The following is a 15913-nucleotide window of genomic DNA, read 5'->3' as shown; positions in this document are numbered from 1 at the left end:
GCGTGACGGAGTCCAGTACGGGGGCTCTTCGGCAACGTTCATTGTATACGGGGGTATGGGATAACCGGCGGTCCTGGACCCGGGGGCACGGAATGGTGCGGGCCGCGGTCCGGATGTCCGCACCATATCGGTTACGGGAGCACGCCGACGATGTCGTCGACGCAATCACGGATGGCGTCGTAGGCGTTGCGGTAGTCGTTCAGCGAGCGATGGAACGGATCGGGGATGTCCGCCGCGGGCGGCAGGCCCGGGCGCAGGAACGGTGCGTTGCGCATCACCGTGAGCAGCCGCGACGCCGCGTCGTCGGGACCGCTCACGTCGCCCGAATCGAAGTCGCCGCGTCGCCTGGCCGCAGTGCACAGCTCGGCGAACTCGGTCATCAGGAACGTGGAACGCACCAATGCCGGATTCGCCAACAGGATCTCGTCGATATGGTCGCGTTCGAAGCACAGGACGAGGATGTTCGTGCCGGTGGAACGCATATACGGGGTGTCGTAGATCGGCGTGGACCTGTGCATGGCGGGATCGACGCCGCCCACGCCATCGATGCGGGACTCGTCGGCCAGCATCCGCAGGCAGACGTCGTCCATCGGCCGCGGATCGAGCCGCAGCAGGCCGGCGCTGGAGACGGCAATGCCGTCGCCGTCGATGTCGCTTACGCCATGCCGGAGCAATGCGTCGCGCAGCATGTACTCCGCCATGGGGGAGCGGCAGACGTTGCCGGAACAGACCATCAGAATATGCATGGAAATCCTCTCTACGGGAGGTCGGGGGCCAAACAAAACGGAGGTGAGAGTGTATCACTCCCACCTCCGTGTGGACAAGCCGTATGACCTATGGCACGTCGGTCAGCGCCTGACGCGGCGACGCACCGCGAATACGGCTCCGGCGGCGAGGGCGATCACGGCGAGTGCGATGCAATACGGCAGCATGACGGTGCCGGTCCTGCTCAGCGTGGACCGGCCGGAAGCGCCGTTCGTGCCTGTGGCGCTCGCGTCTTCGGCACCGCCTTCGCCGGTCGCCGGCAGGTCGGCCGAAGCGGAGTACAGCACGCCGGACATGCCGGACGCGCGTAGCGTGGCAAGCTGGGAGGCGGTCAGCGCCCTGCCCCCGTTGTCGATTCTGACGGGGCTGAGGAACGCGTCGTACTTGAGCTCGCCGCCCTGGGTGATGGCCTTCTGTGTGAGATTGAAGACGAACGTGACGGAATTGGACTCCTTGGTGACCTGGCCGGCGTAGAAGTACGCGGCGGCGTTGACGTCGGCCACGGTGTGTACAGACACGGTGTGCACAGACACGGTGCGCACGGCGGCAGGGGAGACGGCTGAGGCGTCGCGCGTGGCGTTGTCGTCGTTGTCGGTGCCGTCAGCGTAATACACGCCGTCCGAGAACGTGGCCGTATCGGATTCGGCTGCGGCCGCCGCGCGGGTTGAGCCCTGCGGCGTCGTGGCGGAGACCAGCGTGCCGTCCACGCGTACATAGACGTAGGCCACGCCGTCCTTGTTGGCATACCGTTCGATGTCGTTGACGCTGAACGTCGCCGTGCCCGTGGCGGTGTTGCCGTTGACGACGATGTCGGCACCGTATCCGGCGGCGGACGCGATGGGTGTGGCCGCCGCGCATCCGATCAGGACGGCGATCGCCGCGATGAGCGAGAATGGTGCGGTAAGGCGTTTAGGGGTAAAGCAGGTCATGGGGGTCCCTTCGTCAATCTATGTCTGCGGCGTTGTCTCTCATCGCCGATGGTGTTCTATACGTATGCAACCAAATAACCATTGTACACCCCCTTATAATACAAACGATTTACGGGTGTATGGAAACATGGGCGAACGATGTCGGGAGCCACGGGGGCCGACCGAAGCCGACGGTGCGAAAAGGCCATCGAATATTGTTATGTCAATCATTGCGCGCATTGCGGCGCATCATGTATGCGAATACGAGTTTCAGCGCTAACAACGATGACAAACCGCCCTTTTCAAGGGGGTGATATGCGATGCGATGACTGGGTGATGGGCGGCGCCTATGCGGAAATCGATTTCGCATACGACGCGCAACGCGCCGCGAACCCCGAGAACACCGACTCCGCCAACGGCTGCAGACGCGGATTGAATTCCGCGAAATCATCTCGAAGTCTGGACAAATCCGCCTTCTTCATCCCCTCGATCATTTCGGGCGTCGCCAGCCACTCCTCGAACAACGGCGCGGACACCTCAAGATGGAACTGCAGACCCAACGCCGATCCCACACGGAACGCCTGGTTCTTCGTCAGCGCCGACTTCGCCAGCAACTGGCCGCCCTGCGGCAACGACACCACGTCGTTATGCCAGTGCAGCACCGTCAGCTCCTTCGACCACATCGAAAAATAATCATGACGATCCACACGGTGAATCGGCGAAAAACCGATCTCCGGCCCCTTGCCCGGCTTCAGCTTCGCCCCCAACGCCGTCGCGATGATCTGATGCCCCAGGCACACGCCCAGCACCGGCTTGCCCACCGCGATCGCCGCCTTCGCGATCTTGCCCTCGGCCTTCAGGCCGGGAAACCTGTCGTAATCCATGGCGCCCATCGGACCGCCCATGATGACCACGCCGGCCACCTCGTTGAAATCAGGCAGATCCGGCTTCTTCTTCCTCGCGATGTTGAGGACCTGGGACGGCATATCCATCTCATCGAGATTATCGAGGATACGACCGGGCTTCTCCCAATCGACATGCTGAAAAATCAAAACCTGTGCCTTCGCCATACCTCTATTGTGGCACCCCGACACCGGGCGAGTCCCCAACGTGCCGATTTTCTACGTAACAGCTTGGTAAACACGGCATGGAAAAGGGTTATGACCGGCTCCGGAAAACAGTTATGGCCACATGGCGCAACACCCTGCGGCGACGCTTGCCGATGTCGGACATCACGAATATTCTCGAACTATGACTAGTACCCCAAAACCGCTTGATTTCAACGATTCCGTGGCAAGCCAACTGCGTCTGTACGACACCGCGACGCACAGCATCGCCCCGTTCACATCGATCCGTCCCGGCGAAGTCGGCATCTACGTGTGCGGTGCCACCGTGCAAAGCTCGCCGCACGTCGGCCACATCCGCGCCGCCGTGGCGTTCGACGTCGTCCGCCGCTGGCTGCTGCGACTGGGATACAAGGTCACGTTCGTGCGCAACGTGACCGACATCGACGACAAGATCCTCGACAAGGCCCGAGCCGCCGGCCAACGCTGGTGGGAACGCGCCTACATCTACGAGCGTGAATTCAGCGCCGCATACGAAACCCTCGGCGTGCTGCCGCCCACCTATGAGCCGCGCGCCACCGGCCACATGCTCGACATGATCGACCTCATCCAACGCATCCTCGACAACGGCCACGGCTACATGGTGCTCGACGCCGACGGCAAACCCACCGGAAACGTGTACTTCGACGTGGCGAGCTGGCCCCGCTACGGCGAACTCACCCACCAGCAGACCGGCACCAAGCCCGCCGCCGACGAAGCCGCCGCCATCGCCGACCGCATGGGCCCCAGCGTCGACGAGACCGGACCCGACAAATACAACCCCGTCGACGCGGCCGACGCCTCGCCCGACAAGCACGACCCCCGCGACTTCGCCCTCTGGAAGGCGCCCAAGGACACCGATCCGCTCGACGCACGCTGGGCGACGCCGTTCGGTGTGGGACGCCCCGGCTGGCACCTCGAATGCTCCGCCATGAGCCACCGCTACCTCGGCGACGACTTCGACATCCACGGCGGCGGGCTCGATCTGCGGTTCCCGCACCACGAAAACGAGACCGCGCAGTCCCGCGCCGCCGGCTGGGGATTCGCCCACCACTGGATGCATTCCGCATGGGTCACCCAAAAAGGCGAGAAAATGAGCAAATCCCTCGGCAACGGGCTTTCCGTGCCCACCGTGCTCGCCGAACACAGCGCCTGGGTCGTACGATACGCGCTCGCCTCCGTGCAGTACCGCTCCATGCTCGAATGGGGCGACCAGACGCTCAACGAGGCGCAGGCCGCCTATGACCGTGTGGCCAACTTCATCGAACGCGCCGCCGGCGTCATCGGAGAACAGCCCACCCGCGACGAGATCATGTCGGTCGGGGCCGGTGAACTGCCCGACGACTTCGTCAACGCCATGAACGACGACATCAACGTCGCCGGGGCCGTGGCCGCCATCTTCAGCGCCATCCGCGCCGGCAACACGCTCCTCTCCAAGCTTGAGGACGCGGCCGACACCGACGCCGCCCGCGCCGACATCCGCGGCCGGCTCGTCGCCGTGCGCGCCATGCTCGACACCCTGGGGCTGGACCCGCTCGCCGAGGAATGGGCCACCGGGCTCGCAGGCGGCGGCGAAGGCGGCAAGGAGCATGAAGCGCTCGACGCGCTGATCGCCGGGCAGCTCGCCGCACGCGCCGAAGCCCGCGCCAACAAGGACTACGCCCGCGCCGACGCCATTCGCGATGCGCTCGCCGAGGCCGGCGTGGCGATCGAGGACACCGCGTCCGGCTCCACCTGGTCCCTGAAATAGCCGGGGCGGGTTGCCGGGGAAGAACGGCGGTCGGGAATGGCCGGACCTCCGGTAACTTGGGAAGCGGCCGGTGCTCGGCTGCCGTGAATGGCCTGTAGTCGGCATTCGGTAGCAGGACCGGGCGGTGTCCTTACCGGGATGCCCGGTTCTGATAGCCGCCTGCCGGGGATGACGCAGCCGGGGTGGCCGGTAGGGAATAGTCGGTGGTCGGGAATAACAAGCCGGTGCCCGTGGAAGCTCGGTGGTCGTCTCGGGCCTTCCCGGTCGGCGCAGCGTGGCGGTGCCTACGCCAAGTGCCTCGTGTCGTCCGGCGCCATGTGCCCCGTATCGCGTGTTACATGGGACGTAGCGCGCGACACGGGGCGTGCGGCGTGTTGGACTTTGCTGTACGTGTTGGACTTCGCCGTGCGTGTTGGACTTTGCGTTGCGTGTTGGGACGTCGGAGACGCGATTGGCGGAATTGCGACGTTCTTGTTCCCGTCACGTAATGGGAAGTCCAGCACGTAATGGGGAGTCCGGCACGTAATGGGGAGTCCGGCACGTAGTGGGGAGTCCGGCACGCGGCCGTGGGGAGGTCGCGGGATCGCGGGGACCGGTCGCGGGTCCACAGGGACGGGCCGCGGGCCTGGGGGACGCCTCATGGCGGCGGCATACGAAAAAGGGGGGCTTGCTGTGGCGGATTCCGTTCCATGTCCGGAATCCGCCGCAACAAGCCCCCTCATGGGTTAGCACACCATCCTATCGGAACCTTGCCGATAGAATGACCGGCCCTCGGCTGGCCCATCGGCAACAGGACCGGGACCCCGCCGCATAATCGCACCGGGCCAACTCCCCTCAGTCCGCCTACGGCGTCCAGCTCCCCTCATTCGTGAGGGGAGCCAAATTGGATGGAACTACTGCTCAGCGCGTCACGCCTGCCTGCGGCGGGCGATGGCGAACACGGCGCCGGCCGCCGCAAGCAGCATCATGGCCATGGCGACCGAGGCGACCCCGGCGCCGGTCCTGGCCAGCGGCTGCTTGACGGCCGTCTGGGCGGCCGTCAAGCCGGCCGGGGCCTTGACGGTGGACTGCGCCTTCGCGGCCGGCTCGGTCTTCGGGGCCGCGCCGCCGGACACGACCGTCACCTCAAGCGTCGCCGGGGCCAGGCCCTCGACCGGCTCGCCGGTGGCGGGATCAAGCACCGCGAACGTGACCGTCGCCTTGCCGGGGCTGATGGCGACCAGACGCTGCGTGTCCTGCAGATCCTGGTCATTGAACTTGGCGGCCTTGTCGAAGCCGGCGACCTTCACATCGGACGACGTCCACAGCGTTTTGGCCGTGAAGCCCTCGGAGGCCTTCGCGGAGCCGGCGCCCTGCAGGCTCTTCACGTCGATGCTGCCGACCAGGTCGCGCGTCTCGCCGACCTTCAGGGTCAGCCTGCCATCCTTCACATCCCTGCCGGAGATGGACAACCTCACCTCAGGAGCCGGCTGCGGATTTGCCTGCTTCGTCAGCGTGACCGTCGCTTCGGCGGTCAACGTGTCGTCGGCGACGCCGTCCTTGGCGGCGGTGAAGGTCAGCGTGAAGTCGCCCTCGGTCTTGCCGTCCTTGATGGCCTGGTTGATGGCCTCCAGCTGGGTCTTGTCGGCGGTGACGGCGTAGCCTTCCACATTCAGCTTCGGGTCGACCAGCTTGACGGCCGCATCCCCGGTCAGTTCGCCCTTGGCGACGTCATACGACACCTTCTCGTTGGCGAGCGAGAGCTTCGCCTCGGCGACGCCATACGTGCCGTCGGCGTTCTTCAGCAGACCGAAGCCCTTCACCACATAGGCGACCTTCGGGGCCGCGCGGAACGTGCCGCCCTTGATCGTCAGCTTCGCGTCGGCGGCGTCGCCGTTGGCCACGACGTCCGCACCCTCGGCGCCGGCGAACGTGCCGGCCTCGAGGGTCGCGGTGCCCTGGTTGAACACGGCGGACTTGCCGGTCGCGGTCGTCGTCACCTTGCCGGATTTCGCATCCGAGGAATCGACGATGGTAAGCGTGCCGTTGTTGACGACGGCGTGATCGGCCGCGCTCGACAGCGCGAAACCGTCCAGATCGAGCGTGACCGTCTTGCCGGCCGGAACGACCGCGCCGGAGGTCGAATCCGCCAGCAACACGACCGTGCCGTTGTCCTTGATCGAGTCGATGGCCGCAGAAAGCGTGCGATACGCGACGACGGATCCGTCATCCTGCCTCACACCGGCCACGATGGTCGCGCGATCGGCCGGGGCCTTGTCGTCCTCGACGATCGTCAGACCGCCCGTCGGCACGTTCACGTTGTATCCGAGATTGGTGCCCGTGAAATCGTTGCCGCCCGCCGTGACGTCGGCGTTCGACGACGTCTGGCCAGGAAGGGCGCCGTTGCCAAGCGCCTGATACATGCCCGTGAACGTGTTGCCGGTGAACGTCAGACCCTGCACGCCCTGCACGACCACGCCCTGCACGTTGTCGCCAAGACCCTCCGGCACGGCGACCTTGTTGTCCGTGACGGCAAGGTTCGTGATGCCATAGCCCGGGTTCGCGTTGCCGAACGCCTCCACCAGCAGGATCGAACCCTTGCCGGCGTCATCGCCCGAAACGTTCAGCGTGTTGTTCGTGACCGTCACGTTGCTGATCGTCGGATTGCCCTGGATGTTCACCGCCACACGGTCCTTGTTCTTCGTGACCGTACGGAAATTGAACGTGTTGCCTTCGATGACGACACGCGCCGAACCCTGCGACAGGTGGATGGCGTTGTAGCTCTGCGACAGATCGGCGTTGTCGGCGACGCCGAACACATTGTTCGTGATCTTCACGTCGCCCGCGCCACGGACCGCCACGCTCGTGGTCGCCCCGTTCGCGCCCGTCAGTGCGAACGTCATGCCGGTGATCGTCGCGCCGTCATGCACCGACATCGTGCCGGAATACACCGCGCCATTGGCCGACGTCACCGTGATCTTCTTCTCCACGCGGACCGTCTCCGACGAATCCGCCGTCAACGTCACCGTCTCGCCCGGCTTCGCCGCCGCCAATGCCGCGGACAGGGTGTTGTAGGACTGTCCGCCCACCGTGGCCACGCCGGCCGCCGCCCTGGCCGCGGCGGAAGCCACGACCCCCTCGTTCGCGCCGGCCGCGTTCGCCGTCATCGGGGCGATGAAGGGGGTCGCCGCCAAAGCGACGGCCGCCAACCCCGCCACCGTCATGCGCGCAATACGGACCCTCGCGGTCCGCGCACCACGTACTGTCATATCAATCCTCTGTTCTCATAGGTTGTATACGTCATCGGAGACGAAAAAACCGTTTCGCATCCCCGCAAACCATTCTACAACCCCCATTTACCCCACGAACCGCAATGCCCACCGGAATCGCCGCGGACCCATGCCGTAAGCTGGAACGTGAAGGGAATCAACGGCAGAAGGAACCGCATGAGAATCTACAACTTCACCGACAACGACGACGTCGACATCATCGCCCAGCAAGGCATCTTCCAGGTCATCGAATGGAAGCGCGACCTCTCCGTCGGCTACGGCGACGCCATCAGCGCCTATTTCGCCTCCGAGATGAACGTCCGCCGCCGCCAGCTCGTCTGCAATCTCGACGGACGCATCGGCGCCACCACACAGGCCGGAGCCATGCAATGGACCGCCGGACACATCGAGGCCACCACCGGCGTCAAAGGCGTAGGCGACTTCATCGGCAAAATGGCCCGAGGCGCCGTCACCAAGGAATCCGCCATCAAACCCGAATACGTCGGCACCGGCGTCGTCGTCCTCGAACCCACCTACCGCCACATCCTCCTCATCAACCCCGGTCGCGACATGGGCGGCAGCATGGTCGTCAACGACGGCCTCTTCTACGCCTGCGAATCCCAGATCCAACACCAGGCCATCATGGTGTCCCGACCCAGCGCCATGGTCGCCGGCGGCGAAAGCCTCTTCAACCTCGGACTCTCCGGCCAGGGCACCGTGGCCCTCGAATCCCCCGTCCCCTATTCCGAACTCATCACCATCGACCTCACCAACGACGAACTCAAGGTCGACGGCAACTTCGCCATCGCTTGGACCAGCGGCCTCCAATTCACCGTCGAACGCCCCAGCCGGACCCTCATCGGCTCCGCCGCCAGCGGCGAGGGCCTCGTCAACGTCTACCGCGGATCCGGCCGCGTGCTGCTCGCGCCCATGGCGAGGGGGACGCGGGGAATCAATGCCGGCTCCGGCACCGTCTGAGTGATTCGACGGAGGCGCCCGCAGGGGTTTACATGTGCAAGGTTTACACGTGCAACTTGTCGTTTCCGGGCAGGGAAAACGACAGGTTGCACGAGGAAACCGCGGATTTCGACGAATCGGTTCAGAGAAGCAACGTGATCAGGACAGCCACGGCTCCGGCCAGGGTCCCTGCCGCCGCGACGACTCGCGTGCGGGGGTCGTGGAGTACGGTGGAGGACAGGCAGTTGACCAGCCCGATGACGGTGGCAGTGATGGCCACGCCCAACGCGACCATCAGCGATACGTGGGGCATGAAGCAAAGGACTATCGCCACCATGCCCAACACCACGGCGACGACGCTGAGCTGACGTACGGCGGTCGAGCTGGTCCGCTCGTCCTCGTCCTCCTCTCCGCTTCCGGCCGGTTCGGCGGAGACCGTTCCGCCGTCGGTCTCGGCCGGGAACGCGCCGGTCGTTCCGTCCGCTGCTGTGTTGCCGGTCGTTCCGTCCGTCACTGTGTCACCGGTCGTTCCGTCCGTCACTGTGTTGTCGGTCGTTCCGTCCGTCACTTTGCCGTTATCTGTCGTTTCATTCGCCATGTTCGCCCCTTCTTTTGTCATGTAATCGTAACGATATTCCGCCCTTCGGGTAGGTGGCTGGATATTGCCGAACGTTGAGAGCGATAATGCAGGAGAAGAGGGTCATCGGCGTGGATCGCCGATGAAGGACGAGACTGCGAGGCGAGTGATGATGAGCGGAAGGCGGGGTTCGCGACTGGTCGGCATGGCCGTGGCGGTGATGGTCGGTCTGGCGTCGTTCATGCCGGGAGCGGCGTTTGCGGCTGATGGGAATGAGACGCCGGATGTGACGACGTGCGCGTCGTCCTGCGCGCGGACCGGTGACGTCACCGGGACTACGACGAAATCCGATGCTCCGGCCGATGCCGACAAGAGTGCCGGCGTGGCCGACAATGCCGCAGACTCCACGACGAAGCCCGACGATACGGCCGCCGCCACGCAATCCACCACCACGGTCGTGTTCGACGTCAACGGCAAGACCACGACCACAACGGTCACCTATACCGGCGTCGGCTACGTGACCGTGCCCGACGACGCACAGCTCGACGTGCCCGAAGGAACGACCATCGTGGGCTGGCGGTCCTCCGACGGCAGGACCTATACGGCCGACCTGCTTGGCGCGAAACTCAACGGGGAACCGACCGTGACGTTCACCGCCATCCTCGCCGGCCAACTGCCGGAACTGCCCGACGCCGATACAAGCCAGGTGCAGGTGCGGTTCGTCCTGCCCGGAACGCTTGACGCCATCGTCACGACGACCGTTGACCGGGGGACCTCCCTCGCGGACGCCTATGCCGCCAAACAGGCCGACATCGAGACGCAGCTGCCGGCCAACCTGCACATCACCGGATGGCGTTCCGCGCTGAAGACCTACCGGACCGACCTTTCCGACGCCGGCACAGCCGACCATGATGCCACGTTCTTCGCCATGACCGACGTGCAGCCCACGACGACGACGGTCATGTTCTCCGTCGGCGCGCTGTTCGTCACCGAACAGGCGAAAACCGGCACGCCGCTTCCGGAGGTGTACGCGGCCAAGCAGGGGGCCATCGGGGCCATCGTGCCGCTGGGATACCGGATCACCGGCTGGACCGACGAACTGACCGGCGCGAAATACGCCGCCGACTTCGCCGGAAGCGGTAACGCCGAAGGCTGGACCATGCATCTGGTGGCCACGTTGGAGCAGACCGGCGGCGAACCGTCCGACAACGGCATCCACGCGACCGTCACCTTCCGCTGGAAGGACGGCGACGGCGTAAATCACACGAAGTCGGTGAAAGTGCTCAAGGGCCTATGGCTGCTCAGCAGCGACATCCCTTCACCCAAGGCGCCCAGCGGCACCGTGCTCAAGGGATGGTATGCGGCCGACGGCACACGGTTCAACCGGTTCCTGCCGGTGCGGGCCGATGCCGCATACACGGCGCGATGGGTGAAGATCGGTTCCGGAGCGGGCGCTGGCTCGACGAACGGTTCGGGTGCCGGTTCTGGTTCTGGTTCGGTTGCCGGGGACGTTAGCAGTGGCGCTGGCGCTGGCTCGTCAGCCGCGAATCGTACGGCCGCACAGCAGTGGATGGCCGATTCGCAGGGCAAGACGCCGGTCTCCGAACAGAACGGCACGTTGGCGACGACCGGCACCGCCATCGCGGCGGTCGCCGTGGTCTCGGCGCTGCTGTTGCTCGCCGGCACCGCGTTCTCGGCGTTCAGGTCGCGTCGCGGAGGCGAGGCCTGGGCGGACAGGTAGCGGCCTAATACGAGAATCGCGCCGCCCCCCCCTACGAGGGATTTCGGCGCGATTTCGCTTGGCGATGCGGCAAGGCGGCGATGCAGCAATGCCGCGAAGCGCAGGGCAGCGTTCAGCGGCCCTTGATCTCGGACCCTACGACCTTCTCGCTCAGCGCGCGCGGACCGCGGGTCAGCGCCACCGATCCGGAACGCACCAGTTCGATGATGCCGTAGTCGTCGAGCAGCGCCAGCAGCGAATCAAGCTTCTCCGCCGAGCCGGTGGCCTCGATGACCAATGATTCGGGATGCATGTCGACCACGCGCACACGGAACGTCTGCACGATCTCCAGCACGTCGGAACGGGTCTTTGCGTCGGCGGACACCTTGACGAGCACCAGTTCGCGGTTCACGGTGTTCGTGGAATCGAGGTCCACGATCTTCAGCACGTGCAGCAGCTTGTTGAGTTGCTTGATGATCTGTTCGAGCGGAATCTGGTCGACGTCGGCCGTCACCGTCACGCGGGAGATGTCCGGGCGCTCGGTGGGGGAGACGGACAGCGAGTTGATGTTGAAGGCGCGGCGCGCGAACAGGCCGGAGATGCGGGCCAGCACGCCGGGACGGTTCTCCACCAGCACGGAGAGCGTATGACGCTGGGAGCCGGGCTGCGAAGCGGGATAGTTTGCCATGATTTACGTTTCCTTCCCTGTCAGTCGTGAATGCCCTTGAGCGGCTGGATGCCGGGTTTGTACGTCACGCTGCTGTTGGACGCGCCGGCGCTGACCATCGGCCAGACCATGGCGTCCTTCCACACGCGGAAGTCGATGAGCACCGGGCGGTCGTCGATCTTGTTGGCCTTGGCGATGGCCTCCTCGGCCTGCTCCTTGGTGAACACGCGCATGCCGACGCATCCGTACGCCTCGGCGAGCTTGACGAAATCGGGCACGTCCATGATCTCGTCCTTGCCTTCGCCGATGACGTCGCCCTGCCTGGCCTCGCCGTCCATGAGGTTCGTGGCCGAGTAGTGGTTCTTGTAGAACAGGGTCTGCCATTGGCGGACCATGCCGTACACGGAGTTGTTGAGAATGGCGATCTTCACCGGCAGATGGTTGAAGAACAGGGCGGCAAGCTCCTCGGACGTCATCTGGAAGCTGCCGTCGCCGTCGATGAGCCATACCGGCTTCTTGCCGTCGAAGTCGCGGTCGGAGCCGACCTGCGCGCCGAGCGCGGCAGGAAGTCCGAAGCCCATGGTGCCGAGGCCGCCGGAGGAGATCCACGAATGCGGGTTGTGGAAGTCGATGAACTGCGCGGCCCACATCTGGTGCTGGCCCACGCCGGAGACCCAGATGGTGTTCGGATCGGCCTGACGGCTCAGCTCCTCGACCACCCACTGCGGGGCGAGCGTGCCGTCGGGGGATTCGTCATACTGCATCGGATACTTCTCGCGAAGATCGTTGACGGTGTCCCACCAGGCCTCAAGGTCGGGCTTGCCGTTGATGGCCTGATAGCGTTCGATCTCGGGGATGAGGTCGTCGAGCACGGTGGCCACGTCGCCGACGATCGGCACGTCGGCCTGACGGTTCTTGCCGATCTCCGCGGGGTCGATGTCGATGTGGATGACACGCGCGGCCGGCGCGAAGTCGGGCAGCGAGCCGGTCACACGGTCGTCGAAACGCGCGCCGATGGCGACGAGCAGGTCGCACTGCTGAACGGCGCCGGTGGCCGCGATCGTGCCATGCATGCCGAGCATGCCGAGGACCGCTGGATCGGATTCGGGCACGATGCCGCGCGCCGGCAGCGTGGTGACGATCGGCGCGCCGGTGATCTCGGACAGGCGCTTGACCTGCGCGCCGGCGTCGGAACGCATCGCGCCGCCGCCGACGTATAGCACCGGGCGGTACGACTGGCCGAACAGTTTGGCGGCGTTCGACAGCACACGGCCGTGGGCCTTCGTCGTGGGATTGTAGCCGGGCAGGATCATGCGCTGCGGCCACGAATAGTAGAGCTCCTCCGTCTGCGCGGTCTTGGTCAGGTCGACGACGACCGGGCCGGGGCGGCCGGTGCGGGCGATGTGATACGCCTCGGTGAGCACGCGCGGGATGTCCTGCGCGTTGGTGACGAGATACGAGTGCTTGACGACCGGGTACGTGATGCCGACGATGTCGGCCTCCTGGAAGGCGTCGGTGCCGATGGCGTTCACGCCCACCTGACCGGTGATGACGACCATGGGGATGGAATCCATGTTCGCGTCGGCGATGGCGGTGACCACGTTCGTGGCGCCCGGGCCGGATGTCACGATGCATACGCCCACCTTGCCCGTGGCCACGGCGTAGCCTTCGGCCGCGTGGCCGGCAGCCTGCTCGTGGCGGACCAGTACGAAACGGAACTTCGTATCGTCGTTGATGGCGTCGTACACGGGCAGGATCGCACCGCCGGGAAGACCGAAGACGTCCTCGACACCAAGGTCCTCCAACGCGCGAACCACGGCCTGTGCGCCGGTCATCTTCTCCCCGTTGACGATGCGCTTGTCCGCCGACAGCTTTTCGACGGGGCCTTTGGGAACTGCACTGAATGCCTGCAGAGGTGTGGGCAATGCCATGGCTTCCTCTCATCCTTCGGCGTCCGCATGGGCGCGGCACGCCATGATTACGTAAACGGAAACAGGATATCCCGTAAGCGTGCCGTGGGGGGAGAGGTGCTCCGTATCGCGGACACGGCGGGATGTCTGCCGCTGCCCGCTTGTGACGGCAGCGGCGACGCTATGCGCTACAGTCTAGGCGCTGGTGTCGTCAGTCCGTCCGCCGCGCCCGACGGCGTGCGTCACCGCTTCCCGTCGAGCTCATGCCAGGCGCGTTCGGCGGCGGCGAGCTGCGCCTTGCGCTTGGACGACCCGGTGGCCGAGGCGAGCTCGCGGCCGCCGTCGCCGAGCAGCACGTGGGCGGTGAACTCCAGACGGTATTCCGGCCCGCCCACCTCCATACGGTACACGGGCTCGGGCAGTCCCATCTTGTGGGCCTTCATGGTCAGCGACGTCTTCCAGTCGAGCGCCGGGCCCGCCTGCGTGTACTTCGCCAGTTCGCCGTCGATGAAGCCGTGCACCACCTTGCGCGCCACGTCGATGCCGTGCTCGACGAACACCGCGCCGATCAGCGATTCGACGATGTCGCACAGGATCGAATCCTTGTCGGCGCCGTTGTCGTCGGCCTCGCCCCGGCCGAGCAGGATGTACGGGCCGAGATGCAGCTTGGTGCGCGCGATCTCCGCCAGCGACTCCTCGGAGACGGTTTTGGCTCGGATCCGGGCCATCTGGCCTTCGGAGAAGTCGGGATGGTTGAAGAACAGCGTCTCCGTGGTGACGAGCTCCAGAACGGCGTCGCCCAGGAACTCCAGACGTTCGTAATGCGGCATTCCCGCGTGTTCGTGCGCGTACGAACGGTGGGTGAGCGCGCGGATGAGCAAATCGGGGCTTATGGTCGCGCCGATGGCGTCCAGCAGTCTGGCGGTGGCGTCGCCGGGACGGTAGTCGCTCGACTTGTCGTAGGCCACGGTGTCGGACAGGAGCCGGGGGTCGTCGCCGTTGGCGGCGGCGCCGTCCTTGATGGCGTCCGTATGCGCGTCGGTGTTCGTATGTGCGGTGTTCTTCTTCGTCATAATGCCTTTCAGTCTAATTCTCGCCATGCCCGGCGAACGAAGTCCGGCGCATATGCCATGCCCGCCAATACGCCGTGCTTACCAATACATCATGCCCACCAATGCACCGTGCCTGCCACTATGCCGTGCTCACCAATACACAACGACCTCGCCACCCGTCGATGGCGAGGTCGTTATCTAAGCCGATTGTCGGCGTGACGCCGGAATCATCCGGCGGCCAATCACTTGGCGAACTTGGACTTCACGGCGGAGCCGTACACGCGGCCGCGGAACGAACCGCAGCTGGGGCAGGCCATGTGCGGGAGCGTGCGCTCGCCGCAGTTCGGGCAGGCCACCGTAGCGGCGGCGGAAGTCTTCCAGTTGGCGCGACGCGAATGGGTGTTCGCGCGCGAAGTCTTATACTTGGGCAGTGCCATTTCGGACCCTCTGTTTCGATCGAATTTCTTATTGAGCTTAAGCCTTCGGTATTCTAGCGCATTCCGATGACTTTGTCATCTTTCATGGCCGGGCCGGCGATGGCCGCGCGTCATCCGTTGGATTCGCCGCCCTGTTCGGCCTCCAGCCGGGCCTTCAGCGATTCGAGGGCCGACCAGCGGATGTCGGGGACGTCGTGATGATGGTCGGGCTCCTCGTTGAGGTCGATGCCGCACTGCGGGCACAGGCCCCTGCAATCGGGGCGGCACAGCGGCTTGAGGGGCAATGCCTCGACGAGGTTGTCGCGCAGCAGGGATTCGATGTCGGCGAAGGTGTTGTTGCCGGCCAGCGGGTAGAAGTCGTCGGACTCCTCCTCGCCGGCGATGATGTCGACCTCCTCGCCCTTGCCCTTGCCGCCGCGATGCTGGTCGTGGGCGTCGGGGGCGTAGGGGAAGAACGCGGTCACATGGATGGTGTGGCTGGCGTTCAGCGGCTTGAGGCAGCGGGAGCATTCCGCGGTGATGGGCGCCGTGACCGCGCCGTTGAAGATCAGTCCGTCGACGATGGAGTCGAAGGAGCCGTCCACATGGACGTCGGCGTCCTTCCTGACGCTGATGACCTCGTCGCCGATGCCGTCGGGCGCGGGGAAGTCCTGGTCGATGGCCTTGCTCTGGCCGGGGCGGGCGGCGACCTGCGCCACCGGGATCGCCCACGGCGAGGATTCGGGATGGATGTCGTTCATCGTGTTCGTCACGCTTTCTGTCAGGGTTTCGTAATTCGTGATATCGGTGTCTCGCGTTGCCGTTGCCGGCACCGGTCGG

The 15913-nt window shown here is 65.2% G+C and carries 13 protein-coding genes; 3 read left to right on the top strand and 10 right to left on the bottom strand.

The features are described from left to right. Window positions 1–131 precede the first annotated feature (131 nt). The 3 genes from DF200_RS04905 to DF200_RS04895 form a co-directional block, all read right to left on the bottom strand. Window positions 132–746: an arsenate reductase/protein-tyrosine-phosphatase family protein gene (locus DF200_RS04905; protein WP_109137162.1), complete on the bottom strand. Its 615-nt coding sequence runs from the start codon at window positions 744–746 to the stop codon at window positions 132–134. Window positions 747–848: 102 nt separating this feature from the next. After that, window positions 849–1694 (bottom strand): hypothetical protein, encoded by an 846-nt coding sequence (locus DF200_RS04900; protein ID WP_109137161.1) that lies wholly within the window; start codon window positions 1692–1694, stop codon window positions 849–851. 326 nt (window positions 1695–2020) lie between these two features. Next, window positions 2021–2743 carry a type 1 glutamine amidotransferase gene (locus DF200_RS04895; RefSeq protein WP_109137160.1) on the bottom strand — a complete coding sequence of 241 codons (723 nt, stop codon included), beginning with the start codon at window positions 2741–2743 and terminating at the stop codon, window positions 2021–2023. Between the two features lie 181 nt (window positions 2744–2924). Between DF200_RS04895 and cysS the strand changes: the two genes are divergently transcribed. Beyond that, entirely contained in the window at window positions 2925–4526 is a 1602-nt protein-coding gene (cysS, locus tag DF200_RS04890) for a cysteine--tRNA ligase (RefSeq protein WP_109137159.1), read from the top strand. Between the two features lie 908 nt (window positions 4527–5434). Here the strand turns inward: cysS and DF200_RS04885 are convergent. Continuing rightward, complete coding sequence (locus DF200_RS04885) at window positions 5435–7774, bottom strand: right-handed parallel beta-helix repeat-containing protein (protein WP_146192017.1); 2340 nt, start codon at window positions 7772–7774, stop codon at window positions 5435–5437. A 177-nt stretch (window positions 7775–7951) separates the two neighbouring features. Between DF200_RS04885 and DF200_RS04880 the strand changes: the two genes are divergently transcribed. Continuing rightward, window positions 7952–8752 (top strand): AIM24 family protein, encoded by an 801-nt coding sequence (locus tag DF200_RS04880; RefSeq protein ID WP_109137157.1) that lies wholly within the window; start codon window positions 7952–7954, stop codon window positions 8750–8752. Window positions 8753–8873: 121 nt separating this feature from the next. Here the strand turns inward: DF200_RS04880 and DF200_RS04875 are convergent, their stop codons facing one another. Next, entirely contained in the window at window positions 8874–9329 is a 456-nt protein-coding gene (locus DF200_RS04875) for a hypothetical protein (RefSeq protein ID WP_109137156.1), read from the bottom strand. A 121-nt stretch (window positions 9330–9450) separates the two neighbouring features. Here DF200_RS04875 and DF200_RS10795 point away from each other — a divergent pair, with 121 nt between their 5' ends. After that, complete coding sequence (locus DF200_RS10795; protein WP_158275778.1) at window positions 9451–11049, top strand: hypothetical protein; 1599 nt, start codon at window positions 9451–9453, stop codon at window positions 11047–11049. Window positions 11050–11161: 112 nt separating this feature from the next. Here DF200_RS10795 and ilvN read toward each other — a convergent pair whose 3' ends face one another. From ilvN to DF200_RS04845, 5 genes are all read right to left on the bottom strand, one after another. Continuing rightward, window positions 11162–11716, bottom strand: a complete 555-nt coding sequence (ilvN, locus tag DF200_RS04865) for an acetolactate synthase small subunit (RefSeq protein WP_109137155.1) — start codon at window positions 11714–11716, stop codon at window positions 11162–11164. A gap of 20 nt (window positions 11717–11736) precedes the next feature. Beyond that, window positions 11737–13626, bottom strand: coding sequence for an acetolactate synthase large subunit (locus tag DF200_RS04860; protein WP_109137154.1), 1890 nt, complete (start codon window positions 13624–13626; stop codon window positions 11737–11739). 221 nt (window positions 13627–13847) lie between these two features. Next, window positions 13848–14681 carry a ribonuclease III gene (gene rnc / locus DF200_RS04855; RefSeq protein ID WP_439098315.1) on the bottom strand — a complete coding sequence of 278 codons (834 nt, stop codon included), beginning with the start codon at window positions 14679–14681 and terminating at the stop codon, window positions 13848–13850. Window positions 14682–14899: 218 nt separating this feature from the next. After that, window positions 14900–15094, bottom strand: coding sequence for a 50S ribosomal protein L32 (gene rpmF, locus DF200_RS04850; RefSeq protein ID WP_109137152.1), 195 nt, complete (start codon window positions 15092–15094; stop codon window positions 14900–14902). Between the two features lie 110 nt (window positions 15095–15204). Beyond that, window positions 15205–15834 carry a YceD family protein gene (locus DF200_RS04845; RefSeq protein WP_109137151.1) on the bottom strand — a complete coding sequence of 210 codons (630 nt, stop codon included), beginning with the start codon at window positions 15832–15834 and terminating at the stop codon, window positions 15205–15207. Window positions 15835–15913: the final 79 nt, after the last annotated feature.

This window comes from Bifidobacterium catulorum (genome assembly GCF_003129925.1).
GTDB classification, from domain to species: Bacteria; Actinomycetota; Actinomycetes; order Actinomycetales; family Bifidobacteriaceae; genus Galliscardovia; species Galliscardovia catulorum.
Note: the sequence above shows the minus strand (reverse complement) of the source record. Positions and strands in the feature narration are given on the sequence as shown.